The sequence below is a fragment of the Pseudanabaena sp. Chao 1811 genome (assembly GCF_027942295.1).
GTDB lineage: Bacteria > Cyanobacteriota > Cyanobacteriia > Pseudanabaenales > Pseudanabaenaceae > Pseudanabaena.
In genome coordinates, this window is sequence record NZ_CP101416.1 from 1,807,593 (window position 1) to 1,827,343 (window position 19,751).

Here is a 19,751-nt window from a genome sequence, read left to right on the forward strand (position 1 = left end):
TAACAAATTACAGGCTTAAAGCTTAAATACATTGTAAAGAGTTGCTTTAAAGTATTCTTTAGTCTGCTTTAGCAAACTTTTTAGCTTTGAGTCAAGAACTGTAGTTCTTGGTTTGTTAGCATAAGTCCTAAACAAAAATCCTATACTTCTCTTCCTCGCAAATTACTGTAAGTACTACATAATAATCATAGAGGAATTTGAATGATAAATTTAGTACCCACGCCAACTTGACTTTCACAGGTAATACTACCTTGGAGCTTTTGGGTTACAAGGTTATAAACAATGTGTAGACCCAAACCACTGCCTCCTTGCCCACGTTTAGTTGTATAAAACGGATCGAAAATTTTGCCAATGTTATCCGAAGAAATACCTTTACCATCATCACTAAATTCAAAGATGAGACGCTGATTTTGTTCAGAAATAACAAAGAGAATTGTCCCATTGTCATTAGGATCGTAGGCGTGGATTAAGGAATTCATCACTAAGTTAGTAGTAATTTGGGAAATCAAACCCGGAAAACTGTCAAGGATGATATTGTCGGCACAATCAATTTGCACATTGATTTTTGTCCGTTTGAGTTTTGGCTGAAGATTGAGTAAAACTTCTTCAAGGTAGGCTTTGAGATTAAACGATCGCCTTTCTTCACTAGATTGATCAACGGCGACCTGCTTAAAGCTCTGAATCAGTTCGGCAGCACGATTTAAATTGGACATAACAATCATGCTGCTTTGTTGGAGGCTATCCATAAATTTTTCGAGATCAGATCGCTTCAGTGAGCCATTTTTAATCGCATTGGTAAGACTTTGAGTTTTATCGGCAATTAGGGATGCTGCTGTGACACCAATGCCAATGGGGGTATTGATTTCGTGGGCGATACCTGCGACTAGTCCTCCTAAAGCCGCCATTTTTTCGGATTCGACTAGTTCTGTTTGGGCTGCCTTGAGGTTAGTGAGAGCTTGGGATAGCTCTTGGGTGCGATCGCTCACTAGTTGTTCTAAATTTTCGTTAAAGAGCTTAAGGTTGCTATACAAACGGGCATTATTGATGGCGATCGCTGCTTGGCTAGAGAGCAGCGTCAGGACTTTGAGGCGATCAATGGTAAATGCTTCGGTAACAAGATCATTTTCGAGATAGAGAATTCCCGCAAGTTCACCTTGATTGATTAAAGGCATACATAGTAATGATTTTGGTTGATGCAGTTGAATATAGTCATCGTTGGTAAATTTGCCTTCTTGGGTGGCATTACCCAGCACAACACTTTCTAAGGTGCGGGCAACAAAATTGACGATTGAGACGGGGACAGCATTTTCCATAGAGCGAGAGCCTAGTACTTCGATTTCATCGCTACCTGCATTGCCGATTGCTTCAATTTTTAGTCCTTCTTCTCTTTCAAGGATGAGATAGCCAACCTGCGCCCCAGCATTTTCAATCAAGATCTTCATGAGTTTAGCGAGGAGCTTTTTTAAGTCGATTTCATCGGAAAGAATTTGGAATGTCTTCACAACTGAAGCTAAATCGATTTCCATCGATCTATTTGCCATCATTGTCGTTGTACTCAGACTAGAGTAGCGATTATCAAATAACTGTGCATCTTTATGCGCAGCAAACCTGTGACTGAAAAATTGTAAATAGTTTACTTGTAAATGCTGTACCTTGGCGATCGCACCCCAACTTTGATAGCAAGAGGAAGCATCGATAAAATAAGTTTGGGCAATTTTATCTCTACCATATTGGAGATGGAACTTACCCGCCCTCTCATTGGCTAGAGCTTCTTCTTGAATATACTCATTTTTTCTTGCCCCTTTAATAGCGCGATCGTAGTATGCCATTGCTTCGATTTGCTTACCTAGTAATGCGTATCGTTCTGCTTCTACTAACTCATATTTATGTTGAAAGTTCATCGGACAATGTTTTGCCCAGCGCCGCATTTTATTCTGGTTTTTAGCAACTTGCTTAAGATAAATTTGGTGGGAAGATTTCGGCAAACTTCTGCACAAGCCTAAGCAAGCAAGGGATTGATAGAAATTATGGAGGGCAAATCCATACGCACTGACAATTGATCTCGCGAAGGGTATAGCTTGTTCAAAAGCAGGGATTGCCTCTTTGTAGTCGTAGAAGAAATAATGCGACATGCCCTTAGCGGTGCAGGTATAGTAACTGGGAATTCCATTCTTTTCTGCCAAAAAAGTGGGAAGCATCTCGAACTCGTCTATAGCTGTACCAACCAGAAATGGCATATTTTCTCCTAATCCTACAAAATTGAGGGCTAGCTGATGCCAAGCTCGGTGCTGATCAACGATCTGGGGTTGTTTGATTTTATTTAATAGTAAACCATCATAATTTTGAAAATCTTGAATAACTACCCCTAGAGGATCGCCGACAAAAAAACGATGCATACAGTAAGCCGATACACTAAAGCTAATCGCTTCATATTCTCCAAATTCAATACCGATTTGGATGGCTTGGCGTAAGTTGGGTACAGAGTCCCTGAGATGTTCTTTCCAGTGCCTCAGACAAGCTTCAAAGGCTGATATAGATAAAGAAGAACCAGCCCGAACATGATTTTGTTCGATTAATTGTAAACTAACTAAACCAATCCGATAGCTCCTTTCGATATCCTGAAAAGCAACCCAGCGAATTAATCCATAGGCTGCACCGATAATGAGTGAATCTGGTGAAACTCCATATTGAAGGATCAAATTGACAATACGGAGAATTACGATCCCCACGAGTAAAGGATTCAAATTAATCGCCGATGTTGCGATGGTAGTCATAATATAGACCGCCGCAATTTTGTAGGGATCGGTCATCGCTGGTAAAGCTGTCCAATCCTTAATTCCCCGTAAGCGAGTGCGTAGTTCTGTTCGCAGCAGTTCTATCCCAACTTGCAACTCACTCGGAAAAGGTGGAATCGGCTCACCTAAACGAATGAGGATCGAATTTACGGTTGTGGGAACTTCGTGGAATTTTCTCTGGGCGGTATAGGCATTAATCTTTACCTTGTAGGACTTAATCGTATCGAGAATATGATTGGCATGATGCATAATGCGATCGACTAAGCGATGACACTCATCAAAGTCAGTATTCAAATAGGCTGATTCTGCTGCCGCCTCATAGAGTTTTAGGGTCAGTGGATAGTGAATTTCCCATGCTGTGTCTGGTAATAGACCAATACCGATCGCTAGGTAGTTTTGGGCATCCGCATAGGCATTAGAATCTTTAGCTTTTTTGCCTGCGATCAGATTTAATTCTGCTAGGGCGAGGCGTTCTTCAGGATCGCGAATTAAGCCCATACCCATATTTAGGTGATTGGCAATCCGAAAGGCTTCCTCTTCGATCGCTAAATTTTTGCCATTTTCTTCCTTGTGATGGCAAACTTTTTTGAACAGTTGCCGACCAATTTTTAGATGGGTAACTTGTTTCTCGGATTCAGGAATCATCACATAGGCAGCCTGTTGAACCCGATCATGGAGAAATTTGTAGTCAATGAAAAAATCCTCAGAAAACTCATTTTCGGTGTCAACGATCGCAAATTTATAGTTGTTAGTTAACGGCAAGATTAATCCTTCAGTTAAAACTGGCAATAGATCTTGCAGCACTAGCCGATGGGGTCTTTCGGTGGCGATCGCAAGGGTTTGCGAATCAAAATGGTTACCAATACAGGCAGCAATTTGAATCATTTTCTGAGTGTCGGGGGTGAGCTTTTGGATTTTGTCCAACATCAAATCAACCACATTATCGGTAAAATCTGCGGACTGGATTTGGTCTAAGTTCCATTGCCAGACTCGTTTTTTTAAATCAAAATAGATTAATCCCCCTTCGTACAAGGATTTGAGAAATTCGTTAATAAAAAAAGGATTACCATCGGTTTTTTGGAAGACAATTTCAGATAGTGGTTTGATCGTTTCGCGATCGCATTTGAGCGTATCTGCAACTAATTCATCCACATCTGATTGCTCTAGGGGCAGTAGGACGATATCGTTAATAGCAGTTCCAGTGGCTGCAATCTCATTGAGCGTTAACCTTAAGGGATGAATAGCATCGACTTCATTATTACGATAGGCTCCGATAATGTAGAGAAACTGACTATCTGTGGAAGTGACGAGTAGTTCTAAAAGTTTTAAAGAGGCAGCATCAGCCCATTGGAGATCGTCTAAAAAGATCACGAGGGGATGGTTGGGTTTGGTAAAAACATGTACGAAGTTCTGAAAAACTAAATTGAACCGATTCTGAGCTTCAGTAGGCGGAAGTTCCAATACTGGGGATTGCTTGCCCACGATCTTCTCTACTTCAGGGATCACATCAATAATAATTTGGGCATTTTTTCCCAAGGCATTCAGTAATTGATCGCGCCATGTTTGGAGTTGGCTTTCAGTTTCAGTTAGCAATTGTGTGACGAGGTCGCGAAAGGCATTGACAACGGCACTATAGGGAATATTACGTTGAAACTGATCGAACTTTCCTGAAATGAAGTACCCCCTTTGTTTGGTAATTGGCTTATAGATTTCGTGAACGAGTGCGGATTTACCAATGCCAGAGAAACCCGTGACCATGATTACTTCGGCTTTCCCAAAGCGCAGACATTCAAATACCGCTAGTAATAGCCAAATTTCTAGTTCTCGACCATAGAGTTTTTGGGAAACTTGAAACTTATCGGAAATATCCTCTGTGCCTAGTACAAAATTGGTAATTTCGCCTTTAGTTTCCAATAGTTTTTTACAAAGGTTTAAATCCGCTTTTAAACCCTGAGCACTTTGATAGCGATCTTCTGCTGTTTTTGCCAATAGTTTCATGACAATATCCGAGACGACTTGGGGAATCTCAGGATTGATGCTGCATGGTGCTATGGGGATTTTGGCAATATGGCAATGGACTAACTCGACAGGATCGTTAGCAGTAAAAGGAAGTTGATCGGTGAGGAGTTCATATAGGGTTACGCCCAAAGAATAGAGATCGCTACGGTTATCAAGGGTACGGTTCATCCGACCTGTTTGCTCAGGGGACATATAGCTAAGCGTCCCTTCAAGCGTATGCGGATTACGGATGGTGGGATTTTCTCGCGACAAAATGTTTGAGATGCCAAAGTCAATAATTTTGACTTGAGATGTCCTTGGATTAAACACGATATTAGAGGGATTGATGTCTTTATGAATGACATTTGCCCCATGAATTTCGCTAAGAATATCGGCAACTTGGGCAGCGATCGCTAAAATTTCAATCAGATTAAAGCTGCGCGATTTCTTTAAGATGCGAATTGATTCTCCACCAAAATCTTCAAAGGCAATACAGCGAAACCGTTGATATTTGATAAAGCTGTAGGCTTTGACTACTCCCTCAATCTGACTGAGCCGACTACAGATTTCATATTCTAATTTGTACCTCGCGATCGCCTCAGGGGTTGGGTACTCTAATTTAAGGATTTTCAGAATGATCGGTTGATAATCGTTAGTTCGATATCCTCTATACACTAGCGATAATTCGCTTTCATAAATTAACGAATTAATTTTGTAGTCAGGAATCTCAAACATGACCTCGATTACCTCTCAAGCTTTAAGGATAAATTTTATAGCAGGTTTTTAATGGATGGATGTGCGTTGGCAAACTAACATAAGTATCTGGATGCAATTAAATCTCCCCCCCAAACCTTTAGTGCAGAAGCCGCAAATGCCACAGGTTTTCGCTCTAGTTTGTTAATTATGCCCAACTATCAATTAATTCTGCCTTTAACGGGAATTCGATAATGCCATTTGCGCGGCGCGAAGCGCCGCGCAAATGGCATTATCGAACTGACCTGCCTTTAGTTACTGCGGGGTTGGACACGCACATAAAACCTATTGCTTGGGGAAAGAGTAGGATTGCTAATGGGTTGAATTGTGTAATTGGGAGATTCTAAAGAAAACTCAAACCGATGTAATAGCGTCGCCATTGTGAGCATGATTTGCACTTCCGCCAAACCATTGCCTAGACATAAATGTGCGCCTGCCCCAAAGGGAGCAAAAGCTCCATTTTGCTTATGTTCATTTCGAGGTGGATGAAAGCGATCAATATCGAATGTATGAGGATTTGGGAAATATTGTGGTAAAAAATGCGGCACAGTCGTGGCAATGATCACATGGGTTCCTGCATCCACCCGAAAGCCTTTAAAGGCAAAATCGGCGATCGCATACCGTTGAATTGCCGTCGCCACAGGATACATCCGCAGTGTTTCCATCGCAGCCCCATGCAAAGCGCTCAGACCACGCAATCCTTCAGCATTGGGAATACCATCTTGAAATAGCCCATCAACTTCCTGTATCACTTTTGCCATGATCTCAGGAGATTTGAGTAAAGCATAAAGCATGAAGGAACAGGTATTCGCCACCGTGTCCAAACCTGCGAGATAGGGACCCACGGCGGCAGCAATCATTTCCGATTCCGATAGCAAAGGATGCGGTTGTTGGCAGTCAGTTAGTAACTCATCGATTAAATTCGGCTTTTGTCGCTTAGTCTGAGACATCCGATTTTTTTTGATCGCCAGCTTTGCTAGTTCTAGCACTCTTTTTCGCGATCGCTGATAGGAGGGCAGCCATAGCAAAAAAGATGGCAATTGCTTTACCACTGTCACATTTAAGGCAGTCTGTAAAAATCTGACTAGGTCGCCACGATAGTGACTTGGGGAGCAGTCCGCTAACAACATCCCCAATTGCTCACAGATGATTTGTTGAAAAAAGGGTAAAACTTGGACTCTTTGCCCCGATCGCAAATTTGCAGTCAGCTCAACTATTAATTGGATCGTCTCTGGAAAAGCATGAATGATTGAATTGCGCGAATAACTAGGCTGTAAAAAGCGGCGCTGTTGTAAATGGCGATCGCCATCTAAACTGACCAGCAAGTTATCCGTACCTAACTCTTTGCAAAAATCTTGCCAAAAATCTTGAACACTGAGAAACTCTGTTCCTACCTGATTGACAAATTGGTTTGCCTCAGTTCCTGCGATGACGGTGAATTGACGATTAAGGGCGCGAACTCGAAAAATTGCACCGACTTCATGGTACTGCTTGACAAAGAACCCAAGGTTATCTTTAGCGAGTTCTAAACTACTCCCCAAAATTGGGAATCCTTTGACTAAAGGTGGAAGCGGAATATTATTAACTTCCCGTGACCATAAATTATCAATCATTGTTTTGATTCCTGAAACCTTGGTTATAAAGGATTAACCACGTAGTTGTAGCTAACCCTAAATTCATTCCCTAACACTTCCTAAAATAAGAACTGTGTTCGTAACACTGCTCCCCAAACGGCGGGATTACTACTAAAGTTATTCGCATTAAATGTCCCAAACAGCGAAGGCACAAGTGTCATAAATTTCGTGATGGGATAGGAATAGGTTAATTCCAAATCATATTGTGTACCACCATCCCCATTCCCTGACACCAGAAAGTTGCGCCCAGACAGCACTTGAAAGGGAATCATAAAAGCGACAGTAGCTACAGCCCCTTCCTTACCTAGATCAGGAAAAGCTAAGCCTAATTGAAAGGCTTGCAGATTTACATTCCCCCCAGCGATTGCAGGATTTACAGGTGCAATCTGGTAGCTACTATAGGAATAACGACCAAATAAACCAAAGGATTGATTTAGCAACCAATCAAAGTTAAACACAAAATTGTCGCCTGTGCTGTCTTGTAGCCTACCGCCAAATCCATCATCCACAACACCTCTAGCTGAATAGGTCAAGAAGAAAGGGAAATTGGGTTGTCCCAAGGGAGAAGCGGGAGGTGCTTGGTTATAGGTACGACTGTAGAGAAATCGTAAATTTGTGGAATCACTTGGGGAATAGGTGAGTTCCGCTAGCAGTTGATTAGATCCACCAAACAAACCGCGATTGGGGTTATTAGCACTATCACCACCAAAATAAAGGAAAGAAGCATCGTTACGGGCTAGATAACCTGCTTTAAGCAGCAATTGATCGGACATGCGCCAACTAGCGATCGCGCCTGCTCCCGACAAACCAGTATTAGCAAGGGTACTCTGATAGGAGTTTAAGCCTCCTGCGCCATTAAGCACTGACGTAAAGCGATTAACATCAAACTGTCGAAAAGACAGGATTTTGGGGCCAATTTGGAGCCTCACCGTATCACTAATGGGGAAACTATAGAACAGCTCAAATAAACCAATGCTGTTGGGGGATAAAGGTACAACGGGATTGGAGTCAGCATAGGGAACTCCAAAGGTGCTAGAAAAACCTGCGGAACTATAGGCACTAGCTGGCGGATTGCCATTACCCATCGCCAAAATTAAATTCAGCGTATCTTTACCTGTAAACGAAGAGGTCAAGAGCAGATAGTTAGAATAGCTGAAAGTGGTATTTGGCTTTTCTGTAATTGTGCCGACAATAGGACTTCCTGTAAATGGGTTGCGGGTAGCAAATCGAGCGACAGGTGTACTTCCCGCAATTGGGAATCCTTCTGCAAGGATGTTCCCATTACTAAAAGCACTACTGAGATTAAAGGAACTCAGAATATTGAGTTTGGTCGTGGTGGAGAACTGCTGTGATTCTATTTGACTAGTTTTCGCCTCTAGTGCATCGATCTTTCCCCTTAAGACCGACAATTCAGCCGCAAATTCTTCTTGGAGTTTTTTGAGGGTTGCTAAGTCTTGTTGACTTACCTTGTCGGCTAAACCTGCACTCACGATTTCATTAATTTTATCTAAACAGGCATTCAGTCCTGCGGCAAATTCGTAACGAGCGATCGCTTGTTTGCCCTGATAAGTTCGGTTGGGATAGCCTGCAATACATCCATACCGTTCAACTAAACTTTGGAGGGAGATAAAAGCCCAGTCAGTTGCCTTGACATCTGATAGTTGTGATACAGAGGTAACTTCGGCGATCGCTTGCTTGGGTTCGTCTATGTAACTGCTAATGCGATCGCGTTGCTGAGAATCTAGTGTATTGGAAATAGAAGGCTCAATGAAAATTTTGCTCTCTTTAATTTCTTTTGTTTCTTTAACTTTTGGGACAGGTTCTAACGCCAAGGCTTGAGTACCAAGATCCGCAAAGATATTGAAGATGGCGGATAGTATTATCAAAGTAGCGTAAATCTTGGTATTCATGCAGTCCTCACACCCATCACACAATAATTGATTAATTGGTTATTAATAGAGGTTTCTACGATTTAATAAAGAACCAGATTCTTTATGCCACAGCTTTGCTGCACCCAAAAAATTGTCTTTTATTTTTCTACGCATCCCTCATATCGCAATCCTAAATGGTTTGTGGAAGCGCACCCCTTCGGGGTGCGCTTCCACAAACCTAAAAATCTACAAATGATTTAGGACTGCTATAGAATATTAAATAGCTTTTTTGGTTTATAGCCAAGTTATTGTTTTACAACTTTTATGATCATAGAACTAAGTAGCTGGGTGCAATTAAATCTAAAATCTACAAACCTGTAGTTCAATCTATACGTGAGCCACAGGTTTTGGGGCTGCTTTTTTAATAATGCCCAGCCACTTATTGAAAATATTGATGTCCCATACTTTAATACTTTAGTCGGGGGGCATTATTATGATCATTAACTTAGGATGATCACATTATGGATGGGGAAAGAAATTAAATCTATATTTAAAATTACATCTAAGTATATTTAAGATGAAAATAAATTCTGCCTTTTTAATTGCGATCGCTATGGCATCTATTGTCAATCCCCTTGAGATGCTTCCCCAAGTCTTCGCATCACCTATCCATCCTTCTATGCCACTCCATCAAACAGGAATGGAGCCGACAAATAAGGATTCTGAATGTAAAGCCTTTATAACGATTACGAATAAAGCTGCGGGAGCCGCAAACACGATGGATCTGGCGGTAATCTTACGTTATATCAATGAACTCAAACAAGATTTACTGGTATTGAAAGTCGAAGATAGTCAGCTCAAATCCTTGCAGGAGCGCTACTTGCAATTTTCTGGAGACATGAGTGAGCAATTGACCCAAGCTAAGCGGGATCAAGCACAGGGAGACTATGCTGCCTTTCAATCTGCCTCCGCGAGTTTGACTGCTACTGGTAGCAGAGGCATTGATTTAGAACAAGAGTTACAGCAATATTGTGGAAAATCTTAATCCTTCAAGTAGCTTGACATAATTAAAACCCAAAAGCCCAAAACTGTAGCGCACGCGCAGCGTGCGCTACAGTTTTGGGCTTTGATAAGAAGGATGGTGCAACATGCCACCTTTATTATCTAAAACTTAATCTGGTAATTGGTAATTCCTGTATTTCTAGCTACTGTCAAGAGTGCTGATGATGGACGCTGAGCAAGGTAACTGATAATTTGTTTGGCATCGCTAATTGGTGCGCCATTTAAGCTCACAAGGCGATCGCCTTTTTGTAAACCCATGCGGCTAGCCAGAGAGTTAGGGCGGACTTCATAAACAGTGAGACTATTGGTAAGCACTACTCCTAATAGAGGGCGTTCCGTCGAGGTAGCCGTTGTAGATTTAATGGAAGCTTGAGGAGAAGTGGAAGCTGTAGTTGGTGATGAAATCTGTGGAAGACTAGCGATGTTATTGGCAGCCTTGTTGGTGGGAATGAAGGCAGCACTGCGGGTAAGAAATTCCTTGGTAATAGGAGCGCTAGTTGCAAAACCAATGCCTGTATTCGAGCGACCATCGGGGCTGAGGATTGATTTGTTCACTCCAATAATTTCCCCACGGGAGTTGAGCAAAGGACCTCCAGAATTCCCAGGATTGAGTCGGGCATCGGTTTGAAGATCGCCATTAGCTGCTACACGGCTGAGAATGCCAGTGGTGAGGGTTCCTGACAAACCAAAGGGACTACCGATCGCAAATACTTTTTGCCCAACGAGAAGGCTGTCTCGATCCGCTAGGGATAAGCTAGGAAAGCGATCGCTGCTGATAATTTTTACTAGGGCTAAGTCATTTTTGCGATCAATTGTGAGAACTTGTCCATCATAGGTTTTACCATCGATATTGATTATCTTGACATTGCCATTCTTTGCGTCGTGAATGACATGCTCATTAGTAATGACTAGACCTTCAGGGGTAATGATGCTGCCTGAGCCAGTGCTAGTTGCGGTTTTAATGGTGACTACCGCAGGATTAGATGAACGATAAACTTCCATCGTGATTTTTTCTTCAGGATCAAAATCCTTGGGTGCAGCAGTCGCAGCTTTGCTAAAACTAGGAATGCTAACTAGTAAGGCGGATACAAGGCTCAAGGCGATCGCTGTAGATTTCATAGTCTTCTCTGTCGTCTGCATAATTCCTGTTATGGCAAACTTGACGGGAGTAGCGATCGCGCAGTTCCGAGAAGCATCTACGCTATTTATCGTAGATATGTAGTGCTAAGTAGCTAGGTATAAATGAATAAGCCCGCCGCAGAGCGGCGGAGAATTTACCCTTTAGCTAGATTAAAAAAATAGAACTAAAAGCTGTGGCGCACGCTGCGCGTGCGCCACAGCATTTGGGGTTTATATTTAATTGCGCCTAGCTACTTACTCCTCACAGGTTGCATAAATCGAGCGCTTCTTCAGATTTGTGGGTTAAAATGCTGTTGTAGCAAATAAGGCTTCTCTAAGCTATGTACCCCAAAAGATTTGTCGCGATCGCTTTTTTTTTTGTTGACCTTGGTAAGTTTTATTCTATTCGCAGAACCAGCGAAGACTAAGATCGTTGCCGATGCTAAGTTTACGGACACAAGCCCCAAAAGTGCTCAGGTGAAGCGCCCCAAACCTACAAACCCCACAAATCTTAAACAAAAATCTCAAGAACAAAAAGCTCAATATATTAATTACCAAACTATAAACTTCTCACCAGAAGTTAACCAATTTGCACCCGTCAAAGGATGCGATCTTCAGCCGCCAGCAAATCCGCCTGAGCCGTCACTACCCGCCGCCCTCACCTCTACTCCCATTACCTTAGAGCGATTTCGGAATTCCTTAACTACCGCTACCACAACTTCCACTTCTGCTCAGAAATCAATTGACTATACTCCTAGAGAGATAATTGCCTTAGCGGCATCCTCTAACTATGGCGATCGCTATCTCAAAAATTTATCAGGCAAACCTGTTAATAATTTACCCATTATCGTTCTTCATGAAACGGTTGGCTCTGCTAACAGTGTCGTCAGCTTCTTTCAGGAGTTCCATACCGATGAAGATAATCAAGCGAGTTATCACACTTTAATTTCTAGTGATGGCACGATTATTTACTTTGTCCCACCAGATAAACGCGCTTTTGGTGCAGGCAACTCTGTATTTATAAGTTCTTTAGGACAAGAAGCAGTCCAAACAAATCCTCGCTATCCTAGTTCTGTGAATAATTTTGCCTATCACATCTCCCTAGAAACACCTGAAGATGGAATGCACAATGGATATAGTCATAGCGGATATACGGAAGCTCAATATCAATCTCTGGCATGGTTAGTGGCGAAAACCGATGTTCCATTAGAGCGCATCACAACGCATAGAATTGTTGATCGGTCTGGGTCTCGCATCGATCCGCGCAGCTTTGATTTTAATCTGTTCCAAAAACTACTCAGTAACTACCCTAGAACTAAAGAAATTGCGATCGGTTGTGCATTGTCTACCCCAGAGTCAAAGAAAGTATCAAAGAAGTTAGGATCTAAGTAGCTGGGTGCAGTTAAATATAAAGCTTAAAAGCCTGTAACGAATGCTGTGCGTTCGTTGTAGGCTTTAATTCTGGGTTTTAATTATACCAAGCTACTTAAATAGTTTGAGAGATTGCACCTTAAGGAGTTACATTTTCTCAAACTATAAATTAGTTTGTAAAGTTTAGGCAAATGGCTCTCCACTTTTGGTTAGTTTATTGGTATATGTAGTTGGTTGATCAGTTTCCCAGCGCATTTAATTATGGGCAAAGCTAGTAAACATGAATAAGCCCAAGCAGCCAAAACACCAGTTTATTCGCTTCGATCGCGGGATTAGTCAGTACAATCATGACTACTATGCTGCCTTGGGCTTACCTATTATTAGCAACCCTATGTATATCCGCAATGTATATTTGCGGATCGCCCGCATTCTCCATCCCGATGTGTATGGCTTTTCGGCGGATGAGAAAATCTTGGCTACACAATATCTTGCCAAACTAGTGAATCCTGCCTATAACGGTTTGATGAAGGAGCAAGATCGTAAGGCATATCAACAGATATTTAAATTACTTGCGAAGCGCTTAATGCAGAGATCTCGCAATATTCAGATTCACTCAGAGAGTGCCTGTGAGTTAATTATGACTCCTAGTGATGATGTCTACGAGCGATTGGTTACAGAACTCGCTAAAGTCCAATATCAATCCCTCACTCAAATTCTCGATTTTACCGCACAGATTAGTGAGCTAAATTTGGTTTACATTCTGTGTAAAGAGGGTTATCGACATGGGGCAGCGAATATGCCGCCAGTACTTGCACCAATGGTGACTCCTAAAGGCACTAAAGCTCATACCTTAAATTTCCTCCCTCCCCCCTCAAAACCTAGTTATACCTATAGCCTTCAGTATTCATCTGAACAGTCTTCTAGTAATCTACAAGCTAAAGCTGATGAAACAGTATTTCAGTTGGGCAACGATGGTGATAACACCATACTTCAGTCTAGAAGTGATGGCGATAATACGGTACTTCAGTCTAGGGATGAGCATCCTGATATCAAGATGATTAATGATCGCATCAAAGTCTGTGAAGTCTATATATTGCAGAGTGAGTGGAAAGCGGCAATTCAAGAATTGCGAGCAATTTTGAGAATTGATGAGAACAATAGTAAGTGTCTAGCTCTACTAGGTGTGGTTTATATCAATACTAATCAACTTCAAATGGCAAAAGCAAGCTTTAAGCGATCGCTTTACATTAATCCTCAAGAGGCTATAGCCCTAAAACATCTTTTGGAATTGAGTGAACCTGATGCTAACCAAAGTGGGAAAAGCGCTCATAAATCAAATTCCTCTAAGAAACCTCATCTCAATGAAAAACAAGGTTGGTTAACTAACCTGTTCACATGGTTTTCCTCCTAAGTTTCTCTTGCATTCAGTAGTTAGGGGTAGTACTAAATAGGTAAGTATGGGCTTATTGAATCTGTGCTGTCAGTTTTGTCCGTTCATCAATGTCATTTCGACAACGCCATTTGCGCGGCGCTTCGCGCGGCGCAAATGGCGTTGTCGAACTCACGTTAAATTAGAAATAGTAGACTATTGTAGAATTGTGTCAGAGATTGATCACTGTGTAATCCTCAAGTGAAGTGATGCTAATACCAAACAGCATTTATATAGATTTGGCGATTAATCCCCAACCCATCATCGTTGCCCCCGATGTATCACTATTTGATGTTATTTGTTTAATGAATCAATTGGTTCATGCTGTCAATTTAAGTCAGCCCATGGACTATAGATTCTTAGAGTCGCGAACAAGCTGTGTTTTAGTTGTTGACAAGGACAATCTGCTTGGTCTATTTACAAAGTGGGATGTGCTGAATCTAGTTGCAGAGCAAAAAGATACGCAGAAATTAAAGATTGGAGATGTGATTACTCCACCTTCCATTGTAATTAAGCGATCGCAGATTCAAGATTTGGAGTCAATGCTCAGGCTCTTAGAAGAGTTTCGTTGTTATCAGTTACCTATAGTCAACGACTTTAATCAAACATTTGGTGTTGCTACGCAAGAAAGTATTCTCTTTGCTAAGGATAAGCAAACTGAAGACACTTTAAATCAAGTTGAAGCTCAAAAAAGAGCAGTTTTAATGGCAATTCCAGACTTAATCTATCGTGTAAGTGCCAATGGAACTTACTTAGAATGCTTTTCTAGTAATTATGTCGCAGATTTGCTACCCGCTGACATGAATATAATAGATAAGCAACTGTCTGACGTTTTACCAGCAGATCTAGCCTTTCGCAAATTGCAGGCGATTCAAAGAGCGATCGCTACTGGGATAATTCAGACCTTTGAGCAGCAATGGAATATTGATGGAAAAGTGCAGTACGAAGAGGTGCAAGTCGTTAGAGTTAGTGATCAGGAAGCTTTAACAATTATCCGCAATATTAGCGATCGCAAACAAGCTGAAGAAGCTTTGCGAGAATCAGAAATGCGCTTTAGAAGTGTATTTGATACAGCCGCAGTAGGTATTTCGATTGCGGCTCCTAATGGTAATCATCTTGCGGTTAATCAAGCGCTATGTAATATGTTGGGGTATTCTGAGGAAGAACTACGAAAATTGACCTTTCAAGATATTACCCATCCTGATGATCTCGAAATTGATCTCTATCATCATCAAAAATTACTTAGCAATGAGATTGATAGTTTCCATATTGAAAAGCGATTTCGTCATAAAAATGGTCAATTCATTTGGGGACTGATGAGTGTCTCCCTTGTATGGGACTCACAAAATCATCCCCTGTATGATATTGCTTTAATTCAAAATATTAATGATCTTAAAAATACTCAACAGGAATTATCAAAACTCAATCAAGAATTAGAAGTTAGAATTCAGCAAAGAACTGCTGATCTAGCAGAAAGTGAAACTCGCAAACAACAGTTAATCAATGCAATTCCCGATTTGTTACTAAGACTGAAGCGTGATGGCACATGTATCGACTGTATCTTGCCTAATACTCCCGATAAAGAAGCCTTTGTTCCTATTCATAATCATATTTCCGAACTTTTATTACCCCATGTTTTAGAAGAATTACTTCAAGTATTTAATCGGGCGATCGCTACAGGAGAGGTGCAATTTTATGAACATCAACTCCAAAAATATAACAAATCAATTTATGAAGAAGTACGGATCAGTCCCTGTGGTGAGGATGAGGTATTGGTCTTGGTACGAAATATTAGCGATCGCAAACAAGCAGAAGCTGAACTCCAGTTGAGTAACGAAAAGCTAATATCAGCTAACCAAGAGTTGGAAAGGGTTACGCGCCTCAAAGATGAATTTCTTGCCACAATGAGTCATGAATTACGAACTCCTCTCAATGCCATTTTAGGGATTTCGGAAGGACTGCAAGATCAAGTTTTTGGAGAACTCAATCAAAAGCAAAAAAACTCATTAGCAACCATTCAAAAAAGTGGTCAACATCTCTTAGAACTAATTAATGATATTTTAGATGTTGCCAAAATTGAATCAGGAATGTTTATTCTAGAGCTAACGTCAGTATCACTAACCTATTTATGTGAAAGTAGTCTGAGCTTTGTTAAACACCAAGCGGCACAGAAAAATATTCAATTAAATCTCATAATTCATCCCGATGTCCCCTATGAGATCGTGGTAGATGAACGCAGAATGCGTCAGTTATTGATTAATTTATTGAGTAATGCCGTGAAGTTTACGCCTAAAGATGGCAAAGTAACGTTAGAAGCTAAATTAGTCCATTCACAACCAGAAGAATCCCCTGAATGCTCTATAGAGCAATTGAGAACTGAACTTTGCTTTGTTGTATCGGATACGGGGATTGGGATATCTCAGGTAGATATTGGGAAGTTATTTCAACCCTTTGTCCAAATTCATAGTAACCTCAGTCGTCAGTATGCGGGTACTGGACTGGGGCTAAATTTAGTCAGAAAACTTGCAGAGCTGCATGGGGGCTATGTAAATGTTGAGAGCAAAGTCGGTGTAGGTAGCTCCTTTACTGTTAGTCTGCCCTATGATGCAACCTAAATGGATAAAGCATTTGTTGCCAATAAGTATTAGGTACAGTCTCATCAACTCCATAGGTCTGAGGCATCTTGTTTTTGGGTACATAGTAAGTGCCGAACATTAAATCGATAAGCGGAAACCCAGAGAAATTCTTATCACGAGCTTCTAAATCATTGCTATGATGCCAGTGATGGAAGTCGGGGGTGGCAATTATGCGATTGAGAATAGGAAATTGAAATCTGGTATTAGCATGATTCAAAACTGATAAAACTGTACCAAATACAAGATAAGCGCCGAAGGTTTCTCTAGTAAATCCTAATAGGAATAGAGGAATACCTACGGCAATATTCACCACAATTGTTTCTACAGGATGTAACCTTGCAGATGCTAACCAGTCGAGTTCGGCACTACTATGATGAATGGCATGAAATCGCCATAACCAAGGGACTGTATGGGCTAGGCGATGTACCGTATAAAATGCAAGTTGAGCAATCAAAAAAGCTTCGGCAAATTGGAAGAATGCGGGTTGACTCCTGATCGCTGTTTGTAATGATGGAGAAATCCAGCCTTTAAAAAAGATATATAGAAATGCTACGACTAGATATGTGCCTACGTTGGCAAAAATGTGATTAAAGAAAAAATGGGCAACATCCGTAAGCCAGCCTTGACGAAAGTGTTTCTGCTCTTTTCTAAGGGGAAAGAACCATTCAAGTGTGCCGAATACAAGCCAGAGCAATAAAAAGGCGATCGCAAATTTCATGGCAATGTCTCCACATTCTCCAATCTATGCAATCTAATTGTAACGTGGTTCGATAACGCCATTTGCGCCGCGCAAATGGCGTTATCGAACTGACGTTAATTGTATAGCCCTTGTCTCAGAAATTCGGCACGCTGTCTTGCTTAGATATTTTTAGCGATGTCTGACTAAAAAAGATGGTAAATCAACCTTGGATGAGGGAAAAGGCGATCGCGCAGGTACAGGTCTTGCTTCGGCTATTGGTTCTCGTTCTAGTACATATTCCTGTTCAGCTTGTCGATCATGAATTTGAGGTGATGATGTCGGTGTTAAATGCTTAACGGGTTTTTCTGCTAGTAAGCGCTCTAACGCACCACTTAGTTGCAGCGCATGATGTTGATGACGCACTGACTGTTCTTTCCAATGTTGGATAGCGGCTTCATATTCGGAAGCCTTAGATGCTTGTTGGAGAACTTGATTTTGTAATTCTTCGATTTGCTGTTCTAGGTCTTGGACTCGGTTGAGATCACTAACATATTCATTTTCTAGACCACGCAAAGACTGATGTAATTGCGCTTGATTAGAGAGATGTTTAATTAATTCTTCTTCAAATTGATCGCGTTGAGCTTGTACTTCTGATAATTTTGTTTGGGCAATTTCTAGAGTTTTAGTTGATTCTTTGAGGAGTAATTGTGTCGCTTCTAACTCTTCGGTTAAGGTTTGTTGGGAAATATCAAGGGCAGTATTTTGACATTGCAATTGATTAATCAACTCATTTTTATCGGTAATTTCTTGTAAATATTGCTGAGTAATTTTTTGCGTTTCAATTTCCAAGGCGATCGCTAAACGATGCTGAAATTCTTCCTCAATTTGTAAAACATGAACGGCTAAGCGATCGCTTAATATTTTGTCATCAACAGGTGGATTGGCGCTTAGTTCAGTAACTTGTTTTTGTAGTTGTTCTAATTGCTTGGTGAGTTCGGCGACTTGGCGATCTCGATCATGAGTGACGCTAGTAATTTCTTGTTCTAGCTGATCGACATATTCACATTCAAATTGATGTTGCGATCGCAGTTCCTCTAACTCATTGTGCAGGCGATCGCGATCAGCAATTACTTCATGGATGTTTGGTTGCTGAATATCCTGAGTCCCATGACCATCCGATAGCCAATCATCGGAGAAGGCATCAAGATTATCAAGATTACCGAGCATATTCGTAATTTCAGCGATCGCTTGTGCGTCTAGCAGTCCGCCATCTAAGAGCGCATCTAGATCATCGTCATCATTAACGGTTTCTGCTTTAACCAAAACTTCTCGTAGAGCTGCTTCGCGTTTCAATTCACTCACGGACAACCTCACCGAACAATACCGAGGTATTTTTACAAGACAAACATTAACAGACTTTGTCAAGTTTGCAAGTTTTTTTCTTAGTAATTCTCATGGCTTGCGGGGAAGGTTGCGAATAAAGGTTTGGATTTCCTTGTAAGGGTTTTGAGCAACTATTTCCTTATCAGTCTTTTTGAGGACAGTTTTGTCAGGTAATTTTTTGTTCTCAAATTGCTTACTCACAATGACTGCGGGGATCGTGTTGTCAATTACATCCACATCACATCGCACAGTAAAGGCAGGAATTTTTTCATTGGTTCTTTCGTTGATATAGTCTCCCTCCCGAAAATTAAAACAGTTGATCTGTACAACTGTCTTTACTTCAGCAACTGAGTTGGCATAGAGTTGACCCAAGGCTGCACGATCTTCTGGGAGAAATTCACTCTTGTTGTTGGCTCGTTTATAGACAAAAATCACTTTTCCTTTAATATAGGGTTGATCTACTTCTTGCACTGGTGGGGCAAGAGCGGCAAATTTGTCACTTTGGGATTCCAACTCGTCTAATGCTTTTTTCTTTGCTTGCTCTGCTTGAGCTTTTTTATCTGCAAGCTCTTTATCCAGTTTTGCCTTAGCGGTTTCTTCGGGCGATTGACAGCCTGAAACGATAGTTAGGCAAAATAGTGAAATTAAGAGAAGCCATTGGTATGGGGTATTTTTGAGAGGCATTTTCATGGGTTTCTCTAAAATTGGCTTGTTTGGATAAATTGTTTAGGTAATCATGATGCGATCACTTTAAAGCGTGGAAAACTAATTGCCCAAATATATCAGAATAATTAAATAGATTAATATAATATTGCTCGACAAATGATTAGTATTCAGTCAAACAAGAATCACCATGTTTACAAAACTACGCATTCAGAATTTTAAGTCATGGGCAGATACAGGAGAATTTCGGATGGCTCCTTTGACTAGCTTTTTTGGTACAAATAGTTCTGGAAAAACGGCGATCTTGCAATTTCTAAAATCTGTTAATGATTAAACTAACTGTTGTATGATTCCATTT

Annotated in this window: 12 protein-coding genes; 5 read left to right on the forward strand and 7 right to left on the reverse strand. The window is 41.0% G+C overall.

The features are described 5' to 3' along the window. Window positions 1-185: 185 nt before the first annotated feature. The 3 genes from NMG48_RS08470 to NMG48_RS08480 form a co-directional block, all read right to left on the reverse strand. Window positions 186-5,528 carry a trifunctional serine/threonine-protein kinase/ATP-binding protein/sensor histidine kinase gene (locus NMG48_RS08470; protein WP_271254816.1) on the reverse strand — a complete coding sequence of 1,781 codons (5,343 nt, stop codon included), beginning with the start codon at window positions 5,526-5,528 and terminating at the stop codon, window positions 186-188. A gap of 269 nt (window positions 5,529-5,797) precedes the next feature. Next, window positions 5,798-7,159 carry a cytochrome P450 gene (locus NMG48_RS08475; protein ID WP_271254817.1) on the reverse strand — a complete coding sequence of 454 codons (1,362 nt, stop codon included), beginning with the start codon at window positions 7,157-7,159 and terminating at the stop codon, window positions 5,798-5,800. 80 nt (window positions 7,160-7,239) lie between these two features. Beyond that, window positions 7,240-9,090, reverse strand: coding sequence for an iron uptake porin (locus NMG48_RS08480; protein WP_271254818.1), 1,851 nt, complete (start codon window positions 9,088-9,090; stop codon window positions 7,240-7,242). A gap of 538 nt (window positions 9,091-9,628) precedes the next feature. On the opposite strand from NMG48_RS08480, the gene NMG48_RS08485 reads away from it, so the two are divergent. Continuing rightward, window positions 9,629-10,096, forward strand: coding sequence for a hypothetical protein (locus tag NMG48_RS08485; RefSeq protein WP_271254819.1), 468 nt, complete (start codon window positions 9,629-9,631; stop codon window positions 10,094-10,096). 119 nt (window positions 10,097-10,215) lie between these two features. Here the strand turns inward: NMG48_RS08485 and NMG48_RS08490 are convergent, their stop codons facing one another. Further along, window positions 10,216-11,253: a S1C family serine protease gene (locus NMG48_RS08490; RefSeq protein ID WP_271254820.1), complete on the reverse strand. Its 1,038-nt coding sequence runs from the start codon at window positions 11,251-11,253 to the stop codon at window positions 10,216-10,218. A gap of 366 nt (window positions 11,254-11,619) precedes the next feature. Between NMG48_RS08490 and NMG48_RS08495 the strand changes: the two genes are divergently transcribed. From NMG48_RS08495 to NMG48_RS08505, 3 genes are all read left to right on the forward strand, one after another. Further along, a complete protein-coding gene (locus NMG48_RS08495; protein WP_271254821.1) occupies window positions 11,620-12,624 on the forward strand; it encodes a peptidoglycan recognition protein family protein in 1,005 nt (334 codons plus the stop codon). Between the two features lie 259 nt (window positions 12,625-12,883). Beyond that, window positions 12,884-14,014 (forward strand): molecular chaperone DnaJ, encoded by a 1,131-nt coding sequence (locus tag NMG48_RS08500; protein ID WP_271254822.1) that lies wholly within the window; start codon window positions 12,884-12,886, stop codon window positions 14,012-14,014. A 227-nt stretch (window positions 14,015-14,241) separates the two neighbouring features. Further along, window positions 14,242-16,647 carry a PAS domain S-box protein gene (locus NMG48_RS08505; RefSeq protein ID WP_271254823.1) on the forward strand — a complete coding sequence of 802 codons (2,406 nt, stop codon included), beginning with the start codon at window positions 14,242-14,244 and terminating at the stop codon, window positions 16,645-16,647. Here the strand turns inward: NMG48_RS08505 and NMG48_RS08510 are convergent. From NMG48_RS08510 to NMG48_RS08520, 3 genes are all read right to left on the reverse strand, one after another. Then, the gene (locus tag NMG48_RS08510; RefSeq protein WP_271254824.1) at window positions 16,622-17,386 is read right to left on the reverse strand and encodes a sterol desaturase family protein; all 765 of its coding nucleotides are present in this window, start codon (window positions 17,384-17,386) and stop codon (window positions 16,622-16,624) included. The genes NMG48_RS08505 and NMG48_RS08510 overlap by 26 nt on opposite strands. A gap of 150 nt (window positions 17,387-17,536) precedes the next feature. Further along, window positions 17,537-18,709, reverse strand: coding sequence for a hypothetical protein (locus NMG48_RS08515; protein ID WP_271254825.1), 1,173 nt, complete (start codon window positions 18,707-18,709; stop codon window positions 17,537-17,539). Between the two features lie 90 nt (window positions 18,710-18,799). Next, window positions 18,800-19,420, reverse strand: a complete 621-nt coding sequence (locus tag NMG48_RS08520) for a hypothetical protein (protein WP_271254826.1) — start codon at window positions 19,418-19,420, stop codon at window positions 18,800-18,802. A gap of 163 nt (window positions 19,421-19,583) precedes the next feature. Between NMG48_RS08520 and NMG48_RS08525 the strand changes: the two genes are divergently transcribed. Next, window positions 19,584-19,727, forward strand: coding sequence for an AAA family ATPase (locus tag NMG48_RS08525; RefSeq protein WP_271254827.1), 144 nt, complete (start codon window positions 19,584-19,586; stop codon window positions 19,725-19,727). Window positions 19,728-19,751 lie beyond the last annotated feature (24 nt).